We start from the raw sequence: 21,083 nt of genomic DNA on the forward strand, positions 1-21,083 counted from the left end.
ACCCGTGCCGCACGACAAGCATTCCGGGCACGACAAGCACGCCGGACACGATCCGGCGATGTTTCGCCGCCGGTTCTGGGTCTGCCTGGTGTTGACCATCCCGGTGGTGCTGACGAGTCATCTCGTGTCGGGTCGGCTGGGCCTGACCGGGGACGTCGTCCCCGGTCAGGGCTGGGTGGGCCCGGTGCTCGGCTCGGTGGTGTTCTGGTGGGGCGGTTGGCCGTTCCTGGTCGGTGCGGTTCGGGAGGTCCGGGACCGGGCGCCCGGGATGATGCTGCTGGTCGCGATGGCGATCACCGTCGCGTACGCCGCCTCCCTGGCGACCAGCGTCGGCGTCTTCGACCTGGACTTCTGGTGGGAGTTGGCCGCGCTGGTCACCATCATGCTGCTTGGGCACTGGCAGGAGATGAAGGCCATCGGGCAGGCCCGGGGAGCGCTGGCGGCGCTGGCCGCGCTGTTGCCGGACGAGGCCGAACGGGTGGCGGCGGACGGGCGGGTCGAGGCCGTGCCGGTGACCGGTCTGCGGATCGGCGACGTGGTGTTGGTCCGGCCGGGGGGTCGGGTGCCGGCGGACGGCCGGGTCGTCGAGGGCAGCGCCGAGCTGGACGAGTCGATGATCACCGGGGAGTCGCGGCCGGTAGCCCGGACGACTGGCGACCGGGTGGTGGCCGGCACCGTCGCCACCGACTCGGCGATCCGGGTGCGCGTCGAGGCGTTGGGTGAGCAGACCGCCCTCGCCGGCATCCAGCGGATGGTCGCGCAGGCACAGGCTTCCGGTGGACGGGCCCAACTGTTGGCCGACCGGTTCGCCGCCGCGCTGTTCTACCTGGCCACCGGCACCGCCGTGCTGACCGTGCTGGTCTGGACCGCGCTCGGTCAGCCCGACGAGGCGGTGGTCCGTGCGGTCACCGTCCTGGTGATCGCCTGCCCGCACGCGCTGGGTCTCGCCATCCCGCTGGTCGTCGCGCTCTCCACCGCGCTCGCCGCACGGTCCGGGATTCTGGTCAAGGACCGGTTGGCCCTGGAGCGGATGCGGACCGTCGGCGCGGTGCTCTTCGACAAGACCGGCACGCTGACCCGGGGCGAGCACGGGGTGACCGACCTGGCGACGGCGTCCGGCGTCGAGCGGACCGAGGTGCTGCGCATCGCGGCCGGTGTCGAGTCGGAGAGCGAACATCCGTTGGCCCGGGCGATAGTGGCGGCGGCCGGCCGCGGCGGCCCGGCCCGGGCAGCCGGGTTCCGGTCGCTGCCGGGCCGCGGTGTGAAGGCGACGATCGACGGTACGGAGTACGCGGTGGGCGGGCCGGCGCTGCTGCGCGAGCTGGGCCTTTCGCTCCCGGCGGAGCTGGAGGCCGCGACCGGCCGGTGGTCGGCGCGGGGTGCCGCCGTGCTGCACCTGGTGCGGCTGCCCGACGCCGTGCTCGGCGCGTTCGCGTTGACCGACGAGGTGCGTCCGGAGGCCCGGCGCGCTGTCGACGAGTTGCGTGCCGAGGGTGTCCGGACCATCGCCATGATCACCGGTGACGCCCGGCCGGTGGCCGAGGCGGTCGCCGCCGACCTCGGCTTCCGGCCCGGCGTCGACGAGGTCTTCGCCGAGGTGCTGCCGGCGGAGAAGGACGATCGGGTTGCCGAGCTCCAGCGGCGGGGGTTGGTGGTGGCGATGGTCGGTGACGGGGTGAACGACGCGCCGGCGCTGGCCCGGGCGGACGTGGGCATCGCGATCGGCGCGGGCACCGATGTGGCCATCGAGTCCGCCGGGGTGGTGCTGGCATCCTCGGACCCGCGCGGGGTGGGGGCCGTGGTCCGGCTGTCCCGGGCGTCGTACCGGAAGATGCGACAGAACCTGGCCTGGGCGGCCGGCTACAACGTGGTGGCGCTGCCGCTGGCCGCCGGCGTGCTGGCGTGGGCGGGTGTGGCGTTGAGCCCGGCGGTGGCCGCGCTGCTGATGTCGGCGTCGACGATCGTGGTGGCGCTCAACGCTCAGTTGCTGCGCCGGGTCCGTCTCGATCCCGCGCCGGACTGAGCGCGGTCAGCCGCGCTTCATGAGCCGGCCGACCGCCGCCATCATCTCGGTGGCCATCTCGTCGGCCCGACCCTCGGCGGCGCCCTCGTGCATGCAGTGCCGGGCGTGCCCGTCGAGCAGCCCGAGGGCCACCTTGTCGAGGGCGGCCTGGATGGCGGAGATCTGGGTGAGCACGTCGATGCAGTAGCGGTCGTCGTCGACCATCTTCTCGATGCCCCGGACCTGCCCCTCGACGCGGCGGAGCCGCGCGAGCAGCTGGTCCTTGCTGGCGGTGTATCCGCGGATCGGGGTGGGTGCGGTCATGCCGACCAGGATAGCGTACCCCCAGGGGGTATGGTACGGTCGATTCTGTTGAGATACCCCCACCGGGTACCGGTACCACGAAGGAGACGATCCAATGGTCGACACGACGTACCAGGTGCAGGGCATGACCTGCGGGCACTGCGTCAGCGCGGTGAGCGCCGAGGTCGGCGCCATCACGGGTGTGCGTGACGTCCAGGTCGACCTCGCCGCCGGCCGGGTCCACGTCAGCAGCGACCAGCCGCTGGACACCGCCGTCGTCCGGGCCGCCGTCGACGAGGCCGGTTACGACCTCGTCGACGCGTGATCGGCGGGCCGGCGTGCGTACCGTGACGAAACTGGCCGGGTTCGCCGTCGGCCTGGCGGCGGTCTTCGGCGCCGCCTACGGGATCGGCAGGGTCGTCGACCCCGCCCCGGTCGCCGAGAGCCGGCACGACGAGGCCGCCACCACCCCGACGGCGGACGAGCGGGCCGGGACGGGCGATCGGCCGCCCGGCGGGTTGCTCGTCTCCGAACGTGGCTACACCCTCGAACCGGTCGACGCCCCGGCCGACGAGTTCGCCTTCCGGATCGCCGGCCCGGACGGCCGCCCGGTCACCCGGTACGACGTGGCGCACGACAAGCAGATGCACCTGATCGTCGCCCGTCGGGACCTCTCCGGCTTCCGCCACGTCCACCCCGAGCTGGCCGCGGACGGCACCTGGCGGGTCGACACCCCGCTGGCCGGCCCCGGGCAGTGGCGGGCATTCGCCGACTTCACCCCGACCGGGGGCGAGCCGGTGACCCTGGGCGTGGACGTGACAGTCCCCGGGGAGCTGACCGAACGGCCGTTGCCCGCGCCGACGACCAGCACCACGGTCGACGGCTACACGGTCACCCTGACCGGTGCGCCGCAGCCCGGTCGGACGTCGTCGCTGACCCTGACCGTCAGCCGGGACGGGCAGCCGGTCACCGACCTGGAGCCCTACCTGGGCGCGTACGGGCACCTGGTGGCACTGCGTCGGGGTGATCTGGCCTACCTTCACGTGCACCCGGACGGGACACCCGGCGACGGGCGCACCCGGCCCGGTCCGGCCGTCACCTTCCTCGCCGAGGTGCCCTCGGTCGGCAGCTACCGGCTCTACCTCGACTTCCAACACGGCGGGAGGGTGCACACCGCCGAGTTCACAGTGGTCGCCGGCGCCGCCCCGACCGGAGACGCCCCCACACCGAGCGGGCCCGCACCGACCGGCGGGGCCGACCACGGCACCCCCGGGCACGGACACGACTGACGGGACCACGATGACCACCACCAGCAGACCGCTGCCCGAGGCGCCGAACCGGATCGAACTGGCGATCGGCGGGATGACCTGCGCCGCGTGCGCCGCCCGCATCGAGAAGAAGCTCAACCGGATGGACGGGGTGAGCGCCACCGTCAACTACGCCACCGAGAAGGCGACGGTCCGGTACGCCGACGGCGTCACGCCGGACGACCTGATCGGGACCGTGCAGAAGACCGGTTACACCGCGGCGTTGCCAGCCCCGCCCAGCGCGGAACCCCCGGTGGACCCGTTGCGGGGGCCGCGTACCCGGCTCTGGGTGTCGGTGGCCCTGAGCGTGCCGGTGGTCCTGCTGGCCATGGTCCCGGCCTGGCAGTTCGACTACTGGCAGTGGCTGTCGCTGACCCTGGCCGCCCCGGTGGTGGTCTGGGGCGGGCTGCCGTTCCACCGGGCCGCCTGGACCAACCTGCGGCACGGCGCGGCCACCATGGACACATTGGTGTCGCTCGGCACGGTGGCCGCGTTCGGCTGGTCGCTCTGGGCGCTCTTCCTCGGCGACGCGGGGATGCCCGGGATGACGCACCCGTTCCGCTTCGACATCGTCCGGAGCGACGGTGCCGGCAACATCTACCTGGAGGCGGCCGCCGGGGTCACCGTTTTCATCCTGGCCGGTCGCTACTTCGAGGCCAGGTCCAAGCGAACGGCCGGCGCCGCCCTCCGCGCCCTGCTCGATCTCGGCGCCAAGGACGTGACGGTGCTGCGTGACGGCGTGGAGACCCTGATCCCGGTGGATCGGCTCGCCGTGGGTGACCGGTTCGTGGTCCGCCCCGGGGAGAAGATCGCCACCGACGGGGTGGTCGACGAGGGCACCTCCGCTGTCGACGCCAGCATGCTCACCGGTGAGTCGGTGCCGGTCGAGGTCGCCCCGGGTGACGGCGTGGTCGGCGCAACGATCAACGCGGGTGGGCGGCTGATCGTCACCGCCACCCGTGTCGGCGCGGACACCCAGCTCGCCCGGATGGCCGACCTGGTGGAGCAGGCGCAGAGCAGCAAGGCGGCGGTGCAGCGGCTGGCGGACCGGATCTCCGGGGTCTTCGTGCCGATCGTCATCACCCTCGCAGTCGGCACGCTCGGCTGGTGGCTCGGCACCGGGGCCGGCCCGACCGCCGCGTTCACCGCCGCCGTGGCCGTGCTGATCATCGCCTGTCCGTGCGCGCTCGGCCTGGCCACCCCGACCGCGCTGCTGGTCGGCACCGGTCGGGGCGCCCAGCTCGGCGTGCTGATCAAGGGCCCGGAGGTGCTGGAGTCGACCCGTCGGGTGGACACCGTGGTGCTCGACAAGACCGGCACCGTGACGACCGGCCGGATGACACTGGTGGACGTGGTGCCGGCGAGCGGCGTGGACCGGGCCGAGCTGCTCCGGCTCGCCGGGGCGGTGGAGGCCGCGTCCGAGCACCCGATCGCCCGTGCGGTAGCGGCCGCTGCCACCGAGGCGGGCGCGTTGCCCCCGGTGAGCGCCTTCGGCAACCTCGAAGGGCTGGGGGTGAGCGGCACCGTCGACGGGCGGGCCGTGCTGGTCGGCCGGGTCCGGCTGCTGCGCGAGCGTGAGATCGACGTACCCCCCGAGGTCGAGTGGACGGTGCGCGACGCCGAGGCCGCCGGCCGTACGCCGGTCGTCGCCGGCTGGGACGGCCGGGCCCGGGGCGTGCTCACTGTCGCCGACGTGGTCCGGCCGACCAGCCGGGCGGCGGTGGCCCGGCTGCGCGGGCTGGGGCTGACTCCGGTCCTGCTGACCGGGGACAACGCCACTGTGGCTCGCGCGGTCGCCACCGAAGTGGGCGTCGACGAGGTGATCGCCGAGGTGCTGCCGGCCGGGAAGGTCGACGTGATCAAGCGGCTCCAGGCCGAGGGGCGGTCGGTGGCGATGGTCGGTGACGGGGTCAACGACGCCCCGGCGCTGGCCCAGGCCGACCTGGGGCTGGCCATGGGCACCGGTGCCGACGTGGCGATCGAGGCGGCCGACCTCACCCTCGTGCGGGGCGACCTGGACGCCGCGGTGGACGCCATCCGGTTGTCCCGCCGCACGCTGGGCATCATCCGGGGCAACCTGTTCTGGGCGTTCGGCTACAACGTGGCGGCCCTGCCGTTGGCCGCCGCCGGGCTGCTCAACCCGATGATCGCCGGTGCCACGATGGCGCTGTCCTCGGTCTTCGTGGTGGCCAACAGCCTGCGCCTGCGTCGCTTCCGGTCGGCCGCTGCCGATCTGTGACGACGGTAATGGTTGGACCGGCGACGGCGGGGGTACCTCTGTTGTCGTAGCGACGCTTGCAATGGAGGTTGGCAATGGGATTCGACGATAAGATCAACAACGCCACCGAGGACGCGACCGGCAAGCTGAAGGAAGGCGCCGGTCGGGCCACCGACAACGAGCAGCTGGAGGCGGAGGGTCGCGCTGACCAGTCCACCGCCAAGCTCAAGCAGGCGGGCGAGAAGATCAAGGACGCCTTCAAGAGCTGACGTACGACGTAACCCGCACGCCGGGCCGGTGATCATCACCGGCCCGGCGTGCTGTGTGTCCGGCCTCCTCGATCAGCGGGCCGACGCTGCTCACTGGCGTCGGGTGGCGCGGACGACCACGTCGTACAGCGGGGCCTCCCGGCCCGGCGCCGTGCGGCGGTGCTCCTCGGCGGTGACGATCTCCCAGGTGCTGCCGTCCAGGCCAGCGGTGATGTCCGCGAGGGTGACCGATGCCTCGTCCGGCGGGTGGTGCCCCGGCCCGTGTCCGTGCCCGTGCCCGTGCGCGGAGGCTTCCGAGGTGTGCAGGTGCCCGACGATCAGAAGGGTCCCACCGGGTGCCACCCATCCGGCGATGCGGTCGTAGAAGGCCAACTGCGGCATCGCGGGATGCGCGTAGTGCGTCGTGACCAGGTCGAACCGTGCCTCCGGAGCCCAGGCCGTCAGGTCCGCCTCCACCCACCGCACGCGCTCGGACACCCCGCTCTCCGTTGCGCGTTCGGCGGCTCGGGCGAGCGCGACGGGTGCGATGTCGACAGCGGTGACCTGCCAGCCGTGGGCGGCGAGCGAGATCGCCTCGGCGCCCGCGCCGCACCCGGCGTCCAGCGCCGAGCCCGGCACCAGAGCGCCGATCTCCCTGGCCAGGTACGGGTGCGCGGGACTCGTGCTCATCGCGCCGGGACGGTCGTGGTGCGCCTGGTGCCAGTGCCGTTCCCAGTAGTCCTTGTCGAACTCGTGCTGCTCGGTCATCTGTGCCTGCTCCTTCGCGCGTCGCCCACGACTGTTACCGGCGACCGGCCGATGCGCAAAGATTGTTGCCAAAACGGCAAGTCGACCTCGCTCAGCCCTGCCCGGCCAGCCGGGCCGCCCGCACCTCCAGGTAGCGCTGCTCGGGCCGGCTCGTGGTGCCCCGCGCCGCCACCAGGTACGCCTCCCGCGCCGCACCGACCTCCCCGGCCAGCTCCAGCAGGTGAGCCCGGACGGCGGCCAGCCGGTGGTGCCCGGCCGTGCGTTCGTCGGAGTCCAACGGCGTGAGCAGGGCGAGCCCCGCCCGGGGCCCGTCGACCATGGCCACCGCCACCGCCTGGTTGAGGGTGACCATCGGGTTCGGCGCGATCCGGGCCAGCAGTCGGTAGAGCGCGACGATCTGCCGCCAGTCCGTCTCCGCCGCCGTCGACGCCTCGGCGTGCACAGCGGCGATGGCCGCCTGGAGCTGGTACGGGCCGGGAGGCGACCAGGTCAGCGCCTCGGTGATCAGCGCTACCCCCTCCGCGATGGCGGCGGCGTCCCACCGGGAACGGTCCTGCTCCGCCAGCGGCACCAGCTCCCCGTCCGGCCCCACCCGGGCCGCCCGGTGCGCATCGGTCAGCAACATCAGCGCCAGCAGCCCGGTCACCTCGCCGTCGTCGGGTAGCAGCCCGCGCAGGATGCGAGCCAGCCGGATCGCCTCGCCGGTCAGCTCGGCCCGGCGCAGGCCCGGGCCACTGGACGCGGTGTAGCCCTCGTTGAAGATCAGGTAGAGCACCCGCAGCACCGTTCCCAGCCGCTCGCCCCGCTCGGCCGGCCCGGGCATCGTGAACCGTGCCCCGGCAGCCTCGATCCGCTGCTTGGCCCGTCGGATCCGTTGACTCATCGTCGCCTCGGGCACCAGGTGCGCCCGGGCGATCTGGGCGGTGCTGAGACCGCCGACCGCCCGCAGGGTGAGCGCCACCTGAGCCGAGCCGGGCAGCGCCGGGTGGCAGCAGAGGAACAGCAGCGTGAGGGTGTCGTCGTCGGCCGCAACGGTGGGCTCCGCGTCCGCCGCGGGCACCACCCCGGCGTACGCCGGCTCGCGCCGCGCCACCGCCACCTCGCGGTCCCGGCGCGCGCTCTCGCTGCGCCACTCGTCGGCGAGCCGGCGGGTGGCAACGGTGAGCAGCCAGGCGCGAGGGTTGTCCGGTACGCCCTGCCCCGGCCACTGCGTCGCGGCGGCGAGCAGCGCCTCCTGGACCGCGTCCTCGCACCTGTCGAACTGTCCGTGCCGACGGACCAGCAGGCCGAGGACCTGCGGCGCGAACGTGCGCAGCAGATCCTCGACCGTCCGGTCCTCGGTCACATCTCCGTCCCGGCCTCGTCCATGATCGGGCGGACCTCCATCGCGCCGCCGTACCGGACGTCCGGCCAGCGGGCCGCGATCTCGGCAGCCCGTTGCGGGGTTTCGCAGTCGACGGCCAGGTAGCCGGCGAACTGCTCCTTGCTCTCCATGAACGGGCCGTCGAGGACCTCGGGGCTGCCGTCCACGAGCCGGACCGTCAACGTCTGCGACGGATTCGCCAACGCCTGGCCGCCGATCAGCTCGCCGGTCTCGGTCAGCTCCTTCATGATCTCGTCGACCTCACCGAAGAGGGCGGTGCGCTCCTGCTCGCTCAGACTCTCGGTGAAACCGGGCCGGTTCCAGATCAGCAGCATGTACTTCACGGCGATTGCTCCTCAGGCTCTGGTCGCACCCCGACCGGGGCGCGGCTCACCGGAGGGTCGGAGCCGATCCCCCGATCCCTACCGCGTACCGAAGAAGATCGCAGAAACATCCGCCGGGGGCGTTCCCACGCCGGACGGTTCAGCGCGGATCGGGTCGGCCGGGCACCTGTCGGGGCTTCCGGGCGCCGCCGACGTCCAGCGAGGCCCGGTCGGCGGCCGAGGTGCCGGACGACCAGCCCTCGGCGTCGCGCACGCTCAGCCGGTGCCGGGTGACGCCGGGGAAGAGGGTGTCCAACCGCTCCCGGACCGCCTCGCCCCGCGCCGCGAGCACCGGCAACAGCCGTTCCGCCCCGGCCGTCTCGGCCGCCGCCTCGTCCGCCGCGGTGGTCGCCGCCTCGGTGGCCGTGCGCAGCCGCTCACCGATCCGCAGCGCGAACGCGTTGAGGAAGGACTCGTCCCAGACCTTCGTCCGCCGCCCCGACCCCGGCCTGCGCTCGGCGCGGCCGCGCAGCATCGCCGCCGTGGCCTGGACCAGCAACGACGTGTAGAGCAACTCGACCGCCACCAGATCGGCCGGCCAGCCCAGCACTGTGGCGAAGCCCAGATCGTCGGACCAGACCGCCTCGCACCGGTTCGCCGCCGCCACCTCCTGCACCAGCAGCGCCTTCGCGCCCGCGTACGGGGTGTCGGTGCTCAGACGTACCCCGCCGGGCTGGTCTCCGCGCTCGGACCCGGCCGCCAGCAACGCCTCGTCGATGCTGTGCCGGGCGATCAGCTCCTGGGCCTTTCCCGTCAGTGCCTCCGCCTCCGCCGGGAAGGTCGTCGACTCGGCCTTCGCCAGCAGCGCCCGCACCCGATCCAGCATCGGCGACCCGCTGCGAGCCGTGCCCGCCGTGCGGGGCAGTGCCGCGCCGCTCGTGCCCGGCGGCGGGCGCAGCACCGCGATCGGCGGCAGGCTCTCCACCAGCGCGAGAGCGTCCACTGCCGAGCGGAGCGCGTCGGCCCGGTCCAGCCCTTCCCGGCTGGCCCAACCGGCCACCACGCTGCCGTCGGCACCGCCCTCGGCGGCCACCAGTTCGCGTAACTGGTCGTCCCACCAGGCCGGGACCGGCTCGGCCTGGTCGCGTCGCTGGGCGGCCATCGCGGCACGGACCAGCCGCGCCGCGCGGCCGTCGAGCCGTCGACTGGTGATCCGGTCCACGTCGACCGGCTGCCAACCGCGCGGCCAGAGCCGACCCAGTCCGCGGACCAGGCGACGCAGCAGAGCGGCGTCCACCGCCGTGCTGCCGTCCGCGGCGCCGGTGCCGACCATCAGTTGGTCCAGCTGCCGTTCGGCCTGCCGTACGTCAGTGCCGCGCACCGCCGCGAGCGCGTTGGCGACGAGTTCGTCCGCGTCCGGCACGGGCACCTCCTTCTCGGGTTCCGCTGCCGGCGGGGAATTGTGGCCCGCCCCAGCTCCATGATCATGCCGCGACAGGTGCCGGCGGCGCGAAACGGGAATGTTGCCGGCTCCGTCCGCCTCGGCCGCCCGCCGGGCCCGATCAACACGAGTTCCTTGAAATCGGGGCATCCCACCGGGCCGGACACCCCGGTTTTCCGGACCTCGTGTTGACGCAAACCTCTTGATCAGCTCGAAGGCGGGGTGGACAGGGCGGCGGAGAGTCGGCGGAAGAACGAGCGGATCTCGTCCTCACCGTGGTGCGTCTCCGCCTGGTCGTTCAGCGGGCCCGAATAGCGCAGAGCCTGGTCCAGCGCGTCCCGCGTCTCAGCCCGGTCTCCCGGGTAGAGCCCGGCGGTCACCCCGTCGACGACCCGGGTCACCACCGAGTCGTCGAGCACCCGGTCGAACTGGATCCCGTAGAGGATCCCGTTCACGTGGCCCTTCCAACTGTCCGTACCCATGCTCGTCGACTCCCCTAGAAGATCTGGCTGCCGTCCCAGGCGAGGATCGGAACCCCGCCCACGCCGTTGCGCTTGAACTCGGCGTCGAGATTGGCCATGTGGCTCACGTCGGGCTGGTAATGACCGCTGCGCGCCGTGGCGTACTGGACCCTACCGTCCTTGACGACCAGCTCGCCCGCTGCGGCGACCGGCTGCCCGTTGCCCAGTGTGGAGTGGTGGAAATCGCCGACCTTCTGGTAGTTGGACGCGTAGAGGTTGCCGTTCCGGTCCATCACGAAGATCGCCTGACCGTTCCCGCTGAACACGGTCTGAGCGCTCGACGTGTCGAACGGTTCGCCACTCCTGGCGCTGCGCAACATGCCGTTGCTGTCAAAGAAGACCCGGTGCTGTTCGAGTTCCGCCGGACTGAGCCGACGCACGGCCGTCGGGAAGTGTCCTCCGGGCAGGTGCTCGTTGCGGTACTTGTCGAGCATCGGCTTCGTATGGGGGTAGCGCGGAACGGTGTGCGGGCCGGGGACTGTGGGTCGTCCGGGGCCGCCCTTCGTGCCCTTGCGGGTGAAACGGCGCAGCAGCGTCTTCGCGCGCTTCAACAACCGCGGAATGATCTCCTTGACGACCCGCTCGATGATCTCCTTGATGATGCGCTGGATGGCCATCCGGGCCAGGCCGATCGAGACGGGGATCGAGGCCAGCGAGGAGCCGAGGCTGGGTGCCGCCGCCGCCAAAGCCATCGCTACCTGAACCACCAGAATCGTCAGTTGGACGATGACGAGGACCTTCTGGGTCAGGGTGATGATGGCCATCACCAGCAACGCCATGCCGATCAGTTCGGCTGCCTGAGCGCCGTCCTCCATCCGGCGCGGCGCGCCCTCCTCGTCCTGCCATGCCTGCTCGAACGCGCGGACGTCGTCCCCGCTGTTCGTCATCCCGACCTTCGCTGCGCCCGCCTCCGCCTCCCCGACCGCTGTGCGGAGCCGGCCGGCGAACGCGAACCACAGTTGGGATGCTTGGAAGAGCAGTTCCTCGTCGGCGGCCGGCCAGGTGAACCCGACCCAGCCCAGGGCTTCGGCGAGTTCAGGAGGGAGCTGCATACCCATTGGGCAGCTCCATCCTCGTGAAGAGTTCAGCATTTGCGGTGTCGGTCGCCTCGTGGGCGTCGGCACTGGCGTCGAGGTTCCCGGCGGCCTCCAACAACTGGTCGGCCATCGACCGGTAGACGTCGAGCGCATGGGTCAGGACTTCCACGTACGCGGCGCCGAAGAGCGAACCCGCCTCGTCGTCGCCCCACGGGTTACCCGCCCCGTTGACAGTCGACTCGAGGCTGGCGATCTCCGCGCCGAGCTGCTGGCCGGTTGTCGCGAGCGACGCCGCCGCGCCGTGGAGAGCGTCGAGGTCGACCTGGATCCCGTCGGACATGACTCAGCGCTGGCCTGTTCGGCGGGTGACTACGTCCAGTTCGTCGATCATCTGCTGGAAACCCCGGAACGCGTCTTCCGAGACACGTTCGAGCTGCTTGCCGAGGGCCACGGTGTCGACATGAGCGGCCGTGGTCAGCTCAGCTCTGCGGGCCCGCTCGTCGGCCTGCGCTGCCTGGACCGCCTCCAGGACGTACCCGGCGATGGCACCGGTACCGCTCCGGGACAGGCTCGGGTCGATCACCAGGGTCCTCAGGGCGCCGAAGGCGGTGACTTCCGCCTCGACGAGACCATCCCCGCCGGTGCCCCGCCCCATCAGCTGATCCACGGCGGGTGCGGCACCGTCATCCTGCTCATCGGCGTCGTCCGGCTGCGCCGTGGCTGAACCCGGAACCTGGCTCAGCAGGCGCATGGCCTCTTCGAGTGAGCGGCTGAGGCCGGCCGGATCGATTCCGCTCACCATGCTCGTCCCCTTTGGTCTGCCAGTTCAGGATCAGGACGACGGTATCAACGTGGCACCCGTGGAAGTACCCCGAAGAGTCCTCTGTGGATTGACGGTGCCGCCGACCGCCGGGCTCACCGCCAGGCGCCGAGGATCTCCTCGACCGGTAGGACGTCCTGCTCCGGATCGGGTGCCGGGGTCGGCCGCGCCGTCGGCGTGCGGTCGAAGCGGGGTGCGGGGGCCGGCTGGATCTCGCCGCCCACCTCGACGAACGTGCCCCGGGCCGCGTTGTGCGGGTGCGCGTGCGCCTCGACAGGGGCGAGCACCGGGGCGACGCAGGCGTCCAGGTCGGCGAAGACCGCCGTCCACTCGTCCCGGGTGCGCTCGGCGAACCGTTCGGTGAACCGGCGGCGCAGCTCGTCCCAGCCGCTCGGGTCGTACTGGGCGGGCAGGTCCGGGTCGTCGGCGAGACCGAGGCCGGTGAGCAGTACGGCGTAGAAGGCCGGTTCCATCGCGCCGACCGCCATGAATCCGCCGTCGGCGGTGGCGTACGTGTCGTAGAAGGGGGCCCCGCCGTCGAACATGTTGCCCCCGCGTGGGGCGGCCCACAGGCCGGCGCCGAGCAGCCCGTGCAGGAACGAGGTGAGCAGCGCCGAGCCGTCCACCATCGCCGCGTCGACCACCTGGCCGAGGCCGGAGCGCTCCCGCTCCAACAGCGCGGCCAGCACCCCGACGGCGAGCAGCATTCCGCCGCCGCCGAAGTCGCCGAGCAGGTTCATCGGCGCGTAGGGCCGTTTTCCGGCCCGTCCGAGCGGCTCCAACGCCCCGGCCACCGCGATGTAGTCGATGTCGTGCCCGGCTCGGGCTGCCAGCGGGCCGTCCTGACCCCAGCCGGTCATCCGCGCGTACACCAGTCGGGGGTTGCGGGCCTGGCACACCTCCGGCCCGATGCCCAGCCGCTCGGCCACCCCCGGCCGGTACGCCTCGACCAGCACGTCCGCGCGGTCGGCGAGGCGCAGCAGGTCCGCCACCCCGGCCGGGGACTTGAGGTCCAGCGCGGTGACCTGCCGGCCGCGTTGCAACGGCCCGCTGGTCGGCGCGGCCAGCCGGCCCGCTCCCGGTGCGCCCGGCCGGTCCACCCGCACCACGTCCGCGCCGAGGTCGGCGAGCACCATGCAGCCGAACGGTGCCGGGGCGAGGCTGGCCAGCTCGACCACGCGCACCCCGGCCAGCGGCCCGCCGCGGGACGCCATCACGCGACGTCAGCCGGTTCGGCCCGAAGGGCGGCGAGCCGGTCGGCCAGGTCGGCGGGGGGCGTGAACCGGTCGCCGTAGCTGGCGGCCAGCTCGGTGGCACGGGCCGCGAAGCCGGCCGGGCCGCCCGCGTACTGCCGGACGTAGCGGATCACCCCGCCCGTCCATGCCGGGAAGCCGATGCCGAAGATCGAGCCGATGTTGGCGTCGGTCTCGGTGCGCAGCACCCCCTCGTCGAGGCAGCGCAGCGCGTCCAGCGCCTCGGCGAAGAGCATCCGCTCCTGGAGGTCGGTGAACGGCACCGCCCGACCCGCGTCGGTGATCAGGTCGGCGAGCCCGGACCACAGCCGGCCCCGGGCACCTTCGTCGTAGGAGTAGAAGCCGCGTCCGGCGGCGCGCCCCGGCCGGTCGTACGCGTCGACCAGCTCGTCCACCAGGCGGTGCGCCGGCAGTGGGCGGAACTCCTCGCTGGCCGCCTCGAACTGGCGGCGGATCCGTTGGATCAGCGTGAGACTGACCTCGTCGGCCAGCGCCAGCGGTCCGGTCGGGTAGCCGGCCTGGAGGGCGGCCTGCTCCACCGATGCGGCGGGGACACCGTCGGCGACCATGCCGACCGCCTCGTCGATGAACCTGCCGATCACCCGGCTGGTGAAGAAACCCCGGCCGTCGTTGACCACGATCGGGGTCTTGCCGATCCTCCGGCCGAGGTCGAATGCCCGGGCCAGCGCCACGTCCCCGGTCCGCTCGCCCACCACGATCTCCAGCAGCGGCATCCGGTCCACCGGCGAGAAGAAGTGCATGCCGATGAAGTCCGCAGGACGGTCCACGCCGGCGGCCAGGCCGGTGATCGGCAGGGTCGAGGTGTTGGAGGCGAGCAGCGCGTCGGGTGCCAGGACGGGTAGCACCTCGGCGAAGACCTGCTGCTTCAGCGCCGGGTCCTCGAAGACCGCCTCGATGACCGCGTCGCAGCCGGCGAGGGTGTCCACCTGGTCGGTCGTGCTGATCCGGTCCAGCACGGCGCGGGCCTCCGCCTCGGTCGTGCGGCCCTTGCGTACCGCTCGGGCCAGTAGGCGCTCGGCGTGTTCGCGGGCCCGGCCGGCGGCCTCCGGCGTGACGTCCCTGACCACGACGTCCAGCCCGGCTGTGGCGCAGGCGTACGCGATGCCCGCGCCCATCATGCCGGCCCCGAGCACCGCCACCCGGCGAACCGGTGCGGCGTCCACACCGGTAGGTCGGGCCGCGCCACCGTTGACGGCCTTCAGGTCGAAGAAGAACGCACCGATCATGTTCTTGGCGACCTGCCCGGTGAGCAGCCCGATCAGGTGCCGGGTCTCCACGGTCAGGGCGGTCTCCAGGTCGACCTGTGCGCCCTCGACGGCGGCGGCGAGGATCGCCTCGGGCGCTGGCAGCCGGGCACCCTTGAGCTGCTTGCGCAGCGTCGCCGGGAAGGCGGGCAGTTGTGCGGCCAGCGAGCGGCTGGCCGGAGTGCCGCCGGGCATCCGATAGTCCGGCCGGTCCCACGGCTGCGCCGGGTGCGGGTTCGCCGCGATCCAGGCCCGTGCCCGGTCCAGCAGTTCGGTGGGCGTGGCGACCACCTCGTCGACCAGCCCGACCGACAGCGCCTCGGTCGGGCGCATCCGCCGGCCGGTGAGTAGCACCGTGGTCAGCGCGCCGGCCAGGCCGAGCATCCGCACGGTCCGGGTGACGCCACCCGCCCCGGGCAGCAGGCCCAGCGTCACCTCGGGCAGCCCGAGCCGGCTGCCGGGGGTGTCCAGCGCGATCCGGTGGTGGCAGGCGAGCGCGATCTCCAGGCCACCGCCGAGCGCGGAGCCGTTGACAGCGGCGACCACCGGTCGGCCCAGCGTCTCCAGCCGGCGCAGGTCCCGTTTGATGACGCCGAGCAGGTCGGCCAGGTCGGGCGCGTCGGCACGGGTCGCCCGGATCATCTCGGGCAGGTCACCGCCGGCGAAGAAGGTCGACTTCGCGCTGGTCACGATGACGCCGACGAGATCGGGCTCGGCCTCCAGCCGGTCCAGCACCGCGCTCATCGAGGCGGCGTACGCCCGGTTCATGGTGTTGGCGGACTGGTCGGGGTCGTCCAGGGTGAGAGTGACGATGCCGTCGGCGCCGCGGTCGTACCGGATGGTGTCTGTCATTGTCGTCCTCCGGGTCAGCAGCGCTCGAGAACTGTGGCGACGCCCATGCCGCCGCCGATGCACAGGGTCACCACGGCCCGGCGCAGGTCGCGGCGCTCCAACTCGTCCAACGCCGTACCGAGCAGCATCGCTCCGGTCGCGCCGAGCGGGTGGCCGAGCGCGATCGCGCCGCCGTTGACGTTCACCCGGTCCGGGTCGAGGCCCAGGTCGCGGACGTACTTGAGCACCACCGCGGCGAACGCCTCGTTGATCTCGAACAGGTCGATGTCGTCGACTGTCAGCCCGGCTACGGCCAGCGCCTTGTGGGTGGCGGGGATCGGGCCGGTCAACATGAGCGTCGGGTCCGCTCCGGTGACCGCCGCGCCGACGATCCGGGCGCGCGGGGTGAGGCCGAGATCCCGACCAACCTGCTCCGAACCGATCAGCGCCAGCGCCGCGCCGTCCACGATGCCGGACGAGTTGCCTGCGTGGTGGACGTGCTCGATGGCCTCCAGCCAGTGGAACTTCTGCAACGCGACCGCGTCGAAGCCGGCCGCCTCACCCATCGTGGCGAACGACGGGGTGAGCTTGGCCAGCGCCTCCCGGGTCGTCTCCGGGCGCGGGTGCTCGTCGACGGTGAGGATGTCCAGCCCGTTGCCGTCGCGGACCGGCACCACCGAGCGGGCGAAGTACCCGCCGGCCCACGCCTTGGCGGCCCGCTCCTGCGACCGCAGCGCGTAGCCGTCCACGTCGTCGCGGGTGAAGCCCTCCAGGGTGGCGATCAGGTCCGCGCTGACGCCCTGCGGCACGAACGACGTGGCCAGCGCGGTCTGCGGATCGGTGGCCCAGGCCGCCCCGTCGGAGCCCATCGGCACCCGAGACATCGACTCGACCCCGCCGGCGAGCAGCAGGTGCTCCCAACCGGAGCGGATTCGCGCGGCGGCGGAGTTGACCGCCTCCAACCCGGAGGCGCAGAACCTGTTGAGCTGCACCCCGCCGACCTGGTCCGGCAGCCCGGCCAGCAGCGCGGCCGCCCGGGCCAGGTCGCCGCCCTGCTCGCCGACCGGGGTCACGATGCCGAGCAGCAGGTCCTCCAGCCGGCCCACGTCCAGGCCGGGGTTGCGCTCCCGCAACGCGTCGATCAGGCCGACCACCAGGGAGATGGGCTTGACCCCGTGCAGCGCGCCGGTGTCCCGGCCGCGTCCGCGCGGGGTGCGGACCGCGTCATAGACGTACGCCTCAGAGGGCACGGGCGATCAACTCCTTCATGATCTCGTTGGTGCCGCCGTAGATCTTCTGGACGCGGGCGTCGGCGTACATCCGGGCGATCGGGTACTCCGTCGTGTAGCCGTAGCCGCCGAAGAGCTGAAGGCACCTGTCGACGACCTCACACTGACCGTCGGTGAGCCATGACTTCGCCATCGCCGCTGTGGAGACGTCCAGGTCGCCACGGGTGTGTCGGACGATGCAGTCGTCCAGGAAGACGCGGCTGACCCGGGCGCGGGTGGCGCACTCGGCGAGCACCATCCGGGTGTTCTGGTGACCCATCAGCGTCTTGCCGAAGGCGGTGCGCTCCTTGGCGTACGCGATGGTCAGCGCGACCGCCCGTTCCATGGCGGCGACCGCGCCCACGCCGATGACCAGCCGTTCCTGCGGAAGCTGTTGCATGAGCTGGACGAAGCCCAGCCCTTCGGCGCCGCCGAGCAGGTTGGCCGCCGGCACCCGGAACTCGTCGAAGAACAACTCCGCCGTGTCGTTGGCGTGCAGGCCGATCTTGGACAGCAGCCGGCCTCGCCGGAAGCCCTCCGGGTCACCGCCCACCTCGCAGACCAGCAGCGAGACGCCGGCCGCCCGCTGCTCGGGGTCGGTCTTCACGGCCACGATGACCAGGTCGGCCAGGCCGCCGTTGGTGATGAACGTCTTCGCGCCGGTCACCAGGTAGTCGTCGCCGTCGCGCACCGCCCGGGTGCGCATCGCCTGAAGATCGGAGCCACCGTCCGGCTCGGTCATCGCGATGGCACCGACCAACTCGCCGCTGCACAGGCCGGGCAGCCAGCGCCGCTTCTGCTCCTCGCTGCCGTACGCCACCAGGTAACCGGTGACGATGCCACTGTGGACGGCCAGACCCAGACTGCTCTCCCCGGCGTACGCCTGCTCGTGCAGCAGCACCGCCTCGTGGGTGAACCCGCCGCCTCCACCGCCGTACTCCTCCGGGACCGACAGGCCGAGCAGCCCCAGCTCACCGGCGCGCCGGTAGTGCTCGCGGTCCGGGTGGCCCTGCGCGAGGAGGCGTTCGGCGTGCGGCAGCACCTCCTTGGTGAAGAAGGTGCGGGCCAGTTCGGCCAGGTCGTCGTGCTCCGGTTCGCGCCAGGGCGAGGGGGGATGGTCGGGCGTCGACATGTGCACCACCCTCGCGTCCTGTTGGCGCCGTGTCAATAAGTCGAGATCATCTGCCGAACCACGGTCGCCAAGGTCCCCAAGCCCGGCCGGCGTCGGGGCGTGCGGTGATCAAGGTGAGGAGCGGCTGCTGACCGGTGAGCTGTCGATAGGGTCGGGCAGATGAGTGTCGAGACGGCTCCGCGCCGCCGCCGTTTGGAGCCGGACGCCCGGCGTGGGCAGATCCTGGCCTGCGCGGTCCGGCTGTTCGGCGATCGCCCGTACGCGGACGTGTCGACCACCGACGTGGCCCGCGAGGCAGGTGTGGCTCGCGGCCTGGTCAACCATTACTTCGGCGCGAAGAAGGACCTCTACCTGGAGGTCGTCCGGGTCATGGTGACCATCCCCGAGGTTGCCCTGGAGCGGCTGCCGAAGGGTGATCTCCGGACCCGGGTCGACGCCAGCGTCACCTGGTTCCTCGACGTGGTGTCCCGGCACAGCACCTCGTGGCTGGCTGCGGTCACCGCCCGGGGGATGGGCGGCGACGCCGACGTGGAGCGGGTGCTCGCCGAGGCCGAGGAGGTCGCCGCCGACCGGATGCTGGTCGCCGTCGGGCTGGCCGGCGAGGCGGAGCACCGCGAGGAACTGCGTGGGATGGTCCGCGCGTACGGCGGGCTGGCGACGTCGACCGCCCGCGAGTGGCTTCAGCGCGGCGCGCTGACCCGCGCCCAGGTGCACCTGCTGCTCACCACCACCCTGCTGACCATCGTCGAGCAGGTCATCCCGCAGGTCATCGCCGACGGGGGACCGGCCCGCCCACCGGGCTGAGAGCAGCAGGACACGCTCAGGCCGCGCGACGGCCGACCCGGGTCGTCCGTGATGCCCCAGCGGCGTGCCCCGCCCGCGATGCCGGGGCGGCGAACCGGTCGGCCGCCTGCGCCGGATAGGACTCGGGGCGCACCACCCGCAGCGGCCGGTCCACCTCGTCGGCCCCGAAGCGCCAGCGGGACGGCGTCGGCTGCCGCTGTGGTGCCGGGCCACCGGGGCGCAGCCCGGGCCGGGACAGCAGCACGGTGATCAGGTAGCCGACCACCAGGAAGCCGTGGCTGATCAGCCGTTCCCCGCCCACCGAACCGGTGGCCAGGTCGTTCACGGACAGCAGCAGCAACGTGCCGACGAACGCGCTGAGCATCGGCAGCAGCCCGGCGGGCGGGCTGCGGCGCAACGCCACGAAGAGGAAGCCCGCGCCCACTGCCACGTTCCACGCCGCCGACTCGTGCCACAGGTGCTGGCCGGTGGGGTGCAGGTGGTCCGCGGTCGCGCCCCGGCCCACCTGGGCCAGGCCGAGCACCAGCTGCACCGCGCCGAGCAGCCCGAGCGCCGACCGCAGGCCGGCGACGAGCGGGCCACGTCCGAACGCCGCGCGCAACCCGGCGGCGAGCTGACCCCGTCCGGGCACCTCTCGCAGGCCGGCGACCAGCGGGCCACGCCGCCACCGTGACCGGCGGGCCGGGGCCGCGCTGGCGGCGGCAAGGATCGCCGCCGTCCGGTCGGGCACCTCGACCACCAATCGGGTACGAACCCGACGGGTCACCGCGGCCGCCGCCGTGAACCAGGCCCGGCAATCGGCACACCCGTCGAGGTGCCCCTGCACCGCCGCCAGTTCGGCGGCGGTCTCCTCCCCGTCCAACTGCGCGGACAGGACCTCCCGCCACTGCTCACACCCCATGTACCGGTAGTCGCTCCGGCAGCCGCTCCGGTTCCCGGCGACCGTGACCCGTTGTGGAATACTCGCCGGATCATGACGCGTTACGGCCTGCTGATCCTGCCCGCCACCAACCGGGTGTACGCCCGCGCCGCAGTCGACCTCACCCGGGCCGAGCTGGAGATCTTCGGCCGCTCGGCGCTGGACGGCCGGATCGGCGAGCTGGACACCGAGGTCGTCGGAGGGGCGTCCTACATCACGTTCACCGGCGACGGGCTGACCGAGCGTGACCTGGCCGTCCTGGGCAACCTCTCCGCCGGGTACACGTTGTTCGAGATCGTCGGTGAGCTGTTGCGGCCGATCGAGTGGAGCCGTCTGGACCGCTACGACGACGATCTGCTCACCATTCAGAAGTACCCGGGCAGGACCAACGAGCAGTTCACCAAGCTGCTGCTCAACGTCACACTGCTCGCCTCGGACTGGGCCGCCGAGATGACCAGCCGCCGGTTCCGGGTGCTCGATCCGCTCTGTGGTCGGGGCACCACCCTCAACCAGGCGCTGATGTACGGCTTCGACGCCGCCGGGATCGAGCGCGACCAGAAGGACGTCGAGGCGTACCGGGCATTCGTCACCACCTGGCTGAAGCAGAAGCGCGTCAAGCACCGGGTGCTGGAGTCGGGGCCGGTGCGGCGGGAGCGCAAAGTGGTCGGCCGACGGGTGCGGATCGAGTTGGCGCCGACCCGTGAGGAGCACAAGGCCGGCCAGACGCAGCTGCTGGACGTGGTCAACGCCGACACCGCCCGCTCGGCGGAGTTCTTTCGCCCGGAGACCGTGGACCTGGTCGTCGCCGACGCGCCGTACGGCGTGCAGCACGGTAGCCGTACCGCCGGGCAGGGGTTGACCCGCGACCCGCTGGCGTTGCTCGCGGACGCCGCGCCGGTCTGGGCCCGGTTGTTGCGTCCCGGCGGTGCGCTCGGAATCTCCTGGAACACCCACGTCGCCAGTCGGGACGACGCGGCGGCGGCGTTGGCCGACGCCGGTCTGACAGTGGTCGACGACGAGCCCTACCGCGCGCTGCGGCACCGGGTGGACCAGTCGATCATGCGCGACGTGCTGGTGGCACGCCGCCCGGCCTGACCCCCGGCCTCGCCCCTCCGCCCCTGCGCCCCTCCGCCCCTGCGCCGCGCCGTGCGTCACCCCATCGGGGTCGCGCACGGTCTCGTGCGTCCTTTGCTCTGCACCCGCGGAGGCGACACTCACGGTCCGTAGCTGGTGCCTCCGCGGGTGCAGAGCAAAGGCGTC

General features: G+C 72.6%; 21 protein-coding genes. 7 read left to right on the forward strand and 14 right to left on the reverse strand.

What is annotated here, in order from left to right; translation table 11 throughout:
* The first annotated feature begins 58 nt into the window (after positions 1 to 58).
* A complete protein-coding gene (locus tag ACIBEF_RS17890; RefSeq protein WP_396794363.1) occupies positions 59 to 2,023 on the forward strand; it encodes a heavy metal translocating P-type ATPase in 1,965 nt (654 codons plus the stop codon).
* Positions 2,024 to 2,029: 6 nt separating this feature from the next.
* Here ACIBEF_RS17890 and ACIBEF_RS17895 read toward each other — a convergent pair whose 3' ends face one another.
* The gene (locus tag ACIBEF_RS17895; RefSeq protein ID WP_030329541.1) at positions 2,030 to 2,326 is read right to left on the reverse strand and encodes a metal-sensitive transcriptional regulator; all 297 of its coding nucleotides are present in this window, start codon (positions 2,324 to 2,326) and stop codon (positions 2,030 to 2,032) included.
* A 94-nt stretch (positions 2,327 to 2,420) separates the two neighbouring features.
* Between ACIBEF_RS17895 and ACIBEF_RS17900 the strand changes: the two genes are divergently transcribed.
* The 4 genes from ACIBEF_RS17900 to ACIBEF_RS17915 all read left to right on the forward strand — a co-directional run bounded on the left by ACIBEF_RS17900 (position 2,421) and on the right by ACIBEF_RS17915 (position 6,099).
* Entirely contained in the window at positions 2,421 to 2,630 is a 210-nt protein-coding gene (locus ACIBEF_RS17900; RefSeq protein ID WP_396794364.1) for a heavy-metal-associated domain-containing protein, read from the forward strand.
* Between the two features lie 13 nt (positions 2,631 to 2,643).
* Positions 2,644 to 3,594, forward strand: a complete 951-nt coding sequence (locus tag ACIBEF_RS17905; RefSeq protein WP_396794365.1) for a hypothetical protein — start codon at positions 2,644 to 2,646, stop codon at positions 3,592 to 3,594.
* Between the two features lie 10 nt (positions 3,595 to 3,604).
* Positions 3,605 to 5,851: a heavy metal translocating P-type ATPase gene (locus ACIBEF_RS17910; RefSeq protein WP_396794366.1), complete on the forward strand. Its 2,247-nt coding sequence runs from the start codon at positions 3,605 to 3,607 to the stop codon at positions 5,849 to 5,851.
* Positions 5,852 to 5,925: 74 nt separating this feature from the next.
* Positions 5,926 to 6,099, forward strand: coding sequence for a CsbD family protein (locus ACIBEF_RS17915; RefSeq protein WP_036410891.1), 174 nt, complete (start codon positions 5,926 to 5,928; stop codon positions 6,097 to 6,099).
* A 90-nt stretch (positions 6,100 to 6,189) separates the two neighbouring features.
* On the opposite strand, the gene ACIBEF_RS17920 is transcribed toward ACIBEF_RS17915, so the two are convergent.
* The 12 genes from ACIBEF_RS17920 to ACIBEF_RS17975 all read right to left on the reverse strand — a co-directional run bounded on the left by ACIBEF_RS17920 (position 6,190) and on the right by ACIBEF_RS17975 (position 18,100).
* Complete coding sequence (locus tag ACIBEF_RS17920; RefSeq protein WP_396794367.1) at positions 6,190 to 6,846, reverse strand: class I SAM-dependent methyltransferase; 657 nt, start codon at positions 6,844 to 6,846, stop codon at positions 6,190 to 6,192.
* A 91-nt stretch (positions 6,847 to 6,937) separates the two neighbouring features.
* Positions 6,938 to 8,191, reverse strand: a complete 1,254-nt coding sequence (locus ACIBEF_RS17925) for an RNA polymerase sigma factor (RefSeq protein ID WP_396794368.1) — start codon at positions 8,189 to 8,191, stop codon at positions 6,938 to 6,940.
* Positions 8,188 to 8,544, reverse strand: coding sequence for a YciI family protein (locus ACIBEF_RS17930; protein WP_357264301.1), 357 nt, complete (start codon positions 8,542 to 8,544; stop codon positions 8,188 to 8,190). Before ACIBEF_RS17930 ends, ACIBEF_RS17925 begins: the two co-directional genes overlap by 4 nt.
* 148 nt (positions 8,545 to 8,692) lie before the next feature.
* Positions 8,693 to 9,955, reverse strand: a complete 1,263-nt coding sequence (locus ACIBEF_RS17935; protein ID WP_396794369.1) for a DUF2786 domain-containing protein — start codon at positions 9,953 to 9,955, stop codon at positions 8,693 to 8,695.
* Positions 9,956 to 10,179: 224 nt separating this feature from the next.
* Positions 10,180 to 10,455 (reverse strand): hypothetical protein, encoded by a 276-nt coding sequence (locus ACIBEF_RS17940; protein WP_396794370.1) that lies wholly within the window; start codon positions 10,453 to 10,455, stop codon positions 10,180 to 10,182.
* A gap of 14 nt (positions 10,456 to 10,469) precedes the next feature.
* Positions 10,470 to 11,552, reverse strand: coding sequence for a hypothetical protein (locus ACIBEF_RS17945; protein WP_396794371.1), 1,083 nt, complete (start codon positions 11,550 to 11,552; stop codon positions 10,470 to 10,472).
* A complete protein-coding gene (locus tag ACIBEF_RS17950) occupies positions 11,530 to 11,871 on the reverse strand; it encodes a WXG100 family type VII secretion target (RefSeq protein ID WP_396794372.1) in 342 nt (113 codons plus the stop codon). Before ACIBEF_RS17950 ends, ACIBEF_RS17945 begins: the two co-directional genes overlap by 23 nt.
* Positions 11,872 to 11,874: 3 nt before the next feature.
* Entirely contained in the window at positions 11,875 to 12,333 is a 459-nt protein-coding gene (locus tag ACIBEF_RS17955) for a hypothetical protein (protein ID WP_396794373.1), read from the reverse strand.
* 113 nt (positions 12,334 to 12,446) lie between these two features.
* Complete coding sequence (locus ACIBEF_RS17960; RefSeq protein WP_396794374.1) at positions 12,447 to 13,565, reverse strand: CaiB/BaiF CoA transferase family protein; 1,119 nt, start codon at positions 13,563 to 13,565, stop codon at positions 12,447 to 12,449.
* Positions 13,565 to 15,721, reverse strand: a complete 2,157-nt coding sequence (locus ACIBEF_RS17965) for a 3-hydroxyacyl-CoA dehydrogenase NAD-binding domain-containing protein (RefSeq protein WP_396794375.1) — start codon at positions 15,719 to 15,721, stop codon at positions 13,565 to 13,567. Before ACIBEF_RS17965 ends, ACIBEF_RS17960 begins: the two co-directional genes overlap by 1 nt.
* A gap of 14 nt (positions 15,722 to 15,735) precedes the next feature.
* Entirely contained in the window at positions 15,736 to 16,950 is a 1,215-nt protein-coding gene (locus ACIBEF_RS17970; protein WP_396794376.1) for an acetyl-CoA C-acetyltransferase, read from the reverse strand.
* A complete protein-coding gene (locus ACIBEF_RS17975; RefSeq protein ID WP_396794377.1) occupies positions 16,940 to 18,100 on the reverse strand; it encodes an acyl-CoA dehydrogenase family protein in 1,161 nt (386 codons plus the stop codon). Before ACIBEF_RS17975 ends, ACIBEF_RS17970 begins: the two co-directional genes overlap by 11 nt.
* A gap of 159 nt (positions 18,101 to 18,259) precedes the next feature.
* On the opposite strand from ACIBEF_RS17975, the gene ACIBEF_RS17980 reads away from it, so the two are divergent.
* Entirely contained in the window at positions 18,260 to 18,904 is a 645-nt protein-coding gene (locus ACIBEF_RS17980) for a TetR/AcrR family transcriptional regulator (RefSeq protein ID WP_396794378.1), read from the forward strand.
* Between the two features lie 16 nt (positions 18,905 to 18,920).
* Here the strand turns inward: ACIBEF_RS17980 and ACIBEF_RS17985 are convergent, their stop codons facing one another.
* Complete coding sequence (locus ACIBEF_RS17985) at positions 18,921 to 19,805, reverse strand: zf-HC2 domain-containing protein (RefSeq protein ID WP_396794379.1); 885 nt, start codon at positions 19,803 to 19,805, stop codon at positions 18,921 to 18,923.
* A 72-nt stretch (positions 19,806 to 19,877) separates the two neighbouring features.
* Between ACIBEF_RS17985 and ACIBEF_RS17990 the strand changes: the two genes are divergently transcribed.
* Entirely contained in the window at positions 19,878 to 20,918 is a 1,041-nt protein-coding gene (locus tag ACIBEF_RS17990; RefSeq protein WP_396794380.1) for a TRM11 family SAM-dependent methyltransferase, read from the forward strand.
* The last annotated feature ends 165 nt before the right edge of the window (positions 20,919 to 21,083 follow it).

It is taken from the genome of Micromonospora sp. NPDC050795 (assembly GCF_044456785.1).
Classification (GTDB): Bacteria; Actinomycetota; Actinomycetes; order Mycobacteriales; family Micromonosporaceae; genus Micromonospora.

What these genes read in the sequence shown, in the direction of transcription:
- ACIBEF_RS17910 (WP_396794366.1), top strand. Translation starts at nt 3,605, where the DNA reads ATGACCACCACCAGCAGACCGCTGCCCGAGGCGCCGAACCGGATCGAA.
- ACIBEF_RS17950 (WP_396794372.1), bottom strand. Translation starts at nt 11,871, where the DNA reads ATGTCCGACGGGATCCAGGTCGACCTCGACGCTCTCCACGGCGCGGCG.
- ACIBEF_RS17915 (WP_036410891.1), top strand. Translation starts at nt 5,926, where the DNA reads ATGGGATTCGACGATAAGATCAACAACGCCACCGAGGACGCGACCGGC.
- ACIBEF_RS17890 (WP_396794363.1), top strand. Translation starts at nt 59, where the DNA reads ATGTTTCGCCGCCGGTTCTGGGTCTGCCTGGTGTTGACCATCCCGGTG.
- ACIBEF_RS17960 (WP_396794374.1), bottom strand. Translation starts at nt 13,565, where the DNA reads ATGGCGTCCCGCGGCGGGCCGCTGGCCGGGGTGCGCGTGGTCGAGCTG.
- ACIBEF_RS17965 (WP_396794375.1), bottom strand. Translation starts at nt 15,721, where the DNA reads ATGACAGACACCATCCGGTACGACCGCGGCGCCGACGGCATCGTCACT.
- ACIBEF_RS17990 (WP_396794380.1), top strand. Translation starts at nt 19,878, where the DNA reads ATGACGCGTTACGGCCTGCTGATCCTGCCCGCCACCAACCGGGTGTAC.
- ACIBEF_RS17930 (WP_357264301.1), bottom strand. Translation starts at nt 8,544, where the DNA reads ATGCTGCTGATCTGGAACCGGCCCGGTTTCACCGAGAGTCTGAGCGAG.
- ACIBEF_RS17985 (WP_396794379.1), bottom strand. Translation starts at nt 19,805, where the DNA reads ATGGGGTGTGAGCAGTGGCGGGAGGTCCTGTCCGCGCAGTTGGACGGG.
- ACIBEF_RS17920 (WP_396794367.1), bottom strand. Translation starts at nt 6,846, where the DNA reads ATGACCGAGCAGCACGAGTTCGACAAGGACTACTGGGAACGGCACTGG.
- ACIBEF_RS17975 (WP_396794377.1), bottom strand. Translation starts at nt 18,100, where the DNA reads ATGTCGACGCCCGACCATCCCCCCTCGCCCTGGCGCGAACCGGAGCAC.
- ACIBEF_RS17955 (WP_396794373.1), bottom strand. Translation starts at nt 12,333, where the DNA reads ATGGTGAGCGGAATCGATCCGGCCGGCCTCAGCCGCTCACTCGAAGAG.
- ACIBEF_RS17980 (WP_396794378.1), top strand. Translation starts at nt 18,260, where the DNA reads ATGAGTGTCGAGACGGCTCCGCGCCGCCGCCGTTTGGAGCCGGACGCC.
- ACIBEF_RS17945 (WP_396794371.1), bottom strand. Translation starts at nt 11,552, where the DNA reads ATGGGTATGCAGCTCCCTCCTGAACTCGCCGAAGCCCTGGGCTGGGTC.
- ACIBEF_RS17940 (WP_396794370.1), bottom strand. Translation starts at nt 10,455, where the DNA reads ATGGGTACGGACAGTTGGAAGGGCCACGTGAACGGGATCCTCTACGGG.
- ACIBEF_RS17895 (WP_030329541.1), bottom strand. Translation starts at nt 2,326, where the DNA reads ATGACCGCACCCACCCCGATCCGCGGATACACCGCCAGCAAGGACCAG.
- ACIBEF_RS17900 (WP_396794364.1), top strand. Translation starts at nt 2,421, where the DNA reads ATGGTCGACACGACGTACCAGGTGCAGGGCATGACCTGCGGGCACTGC.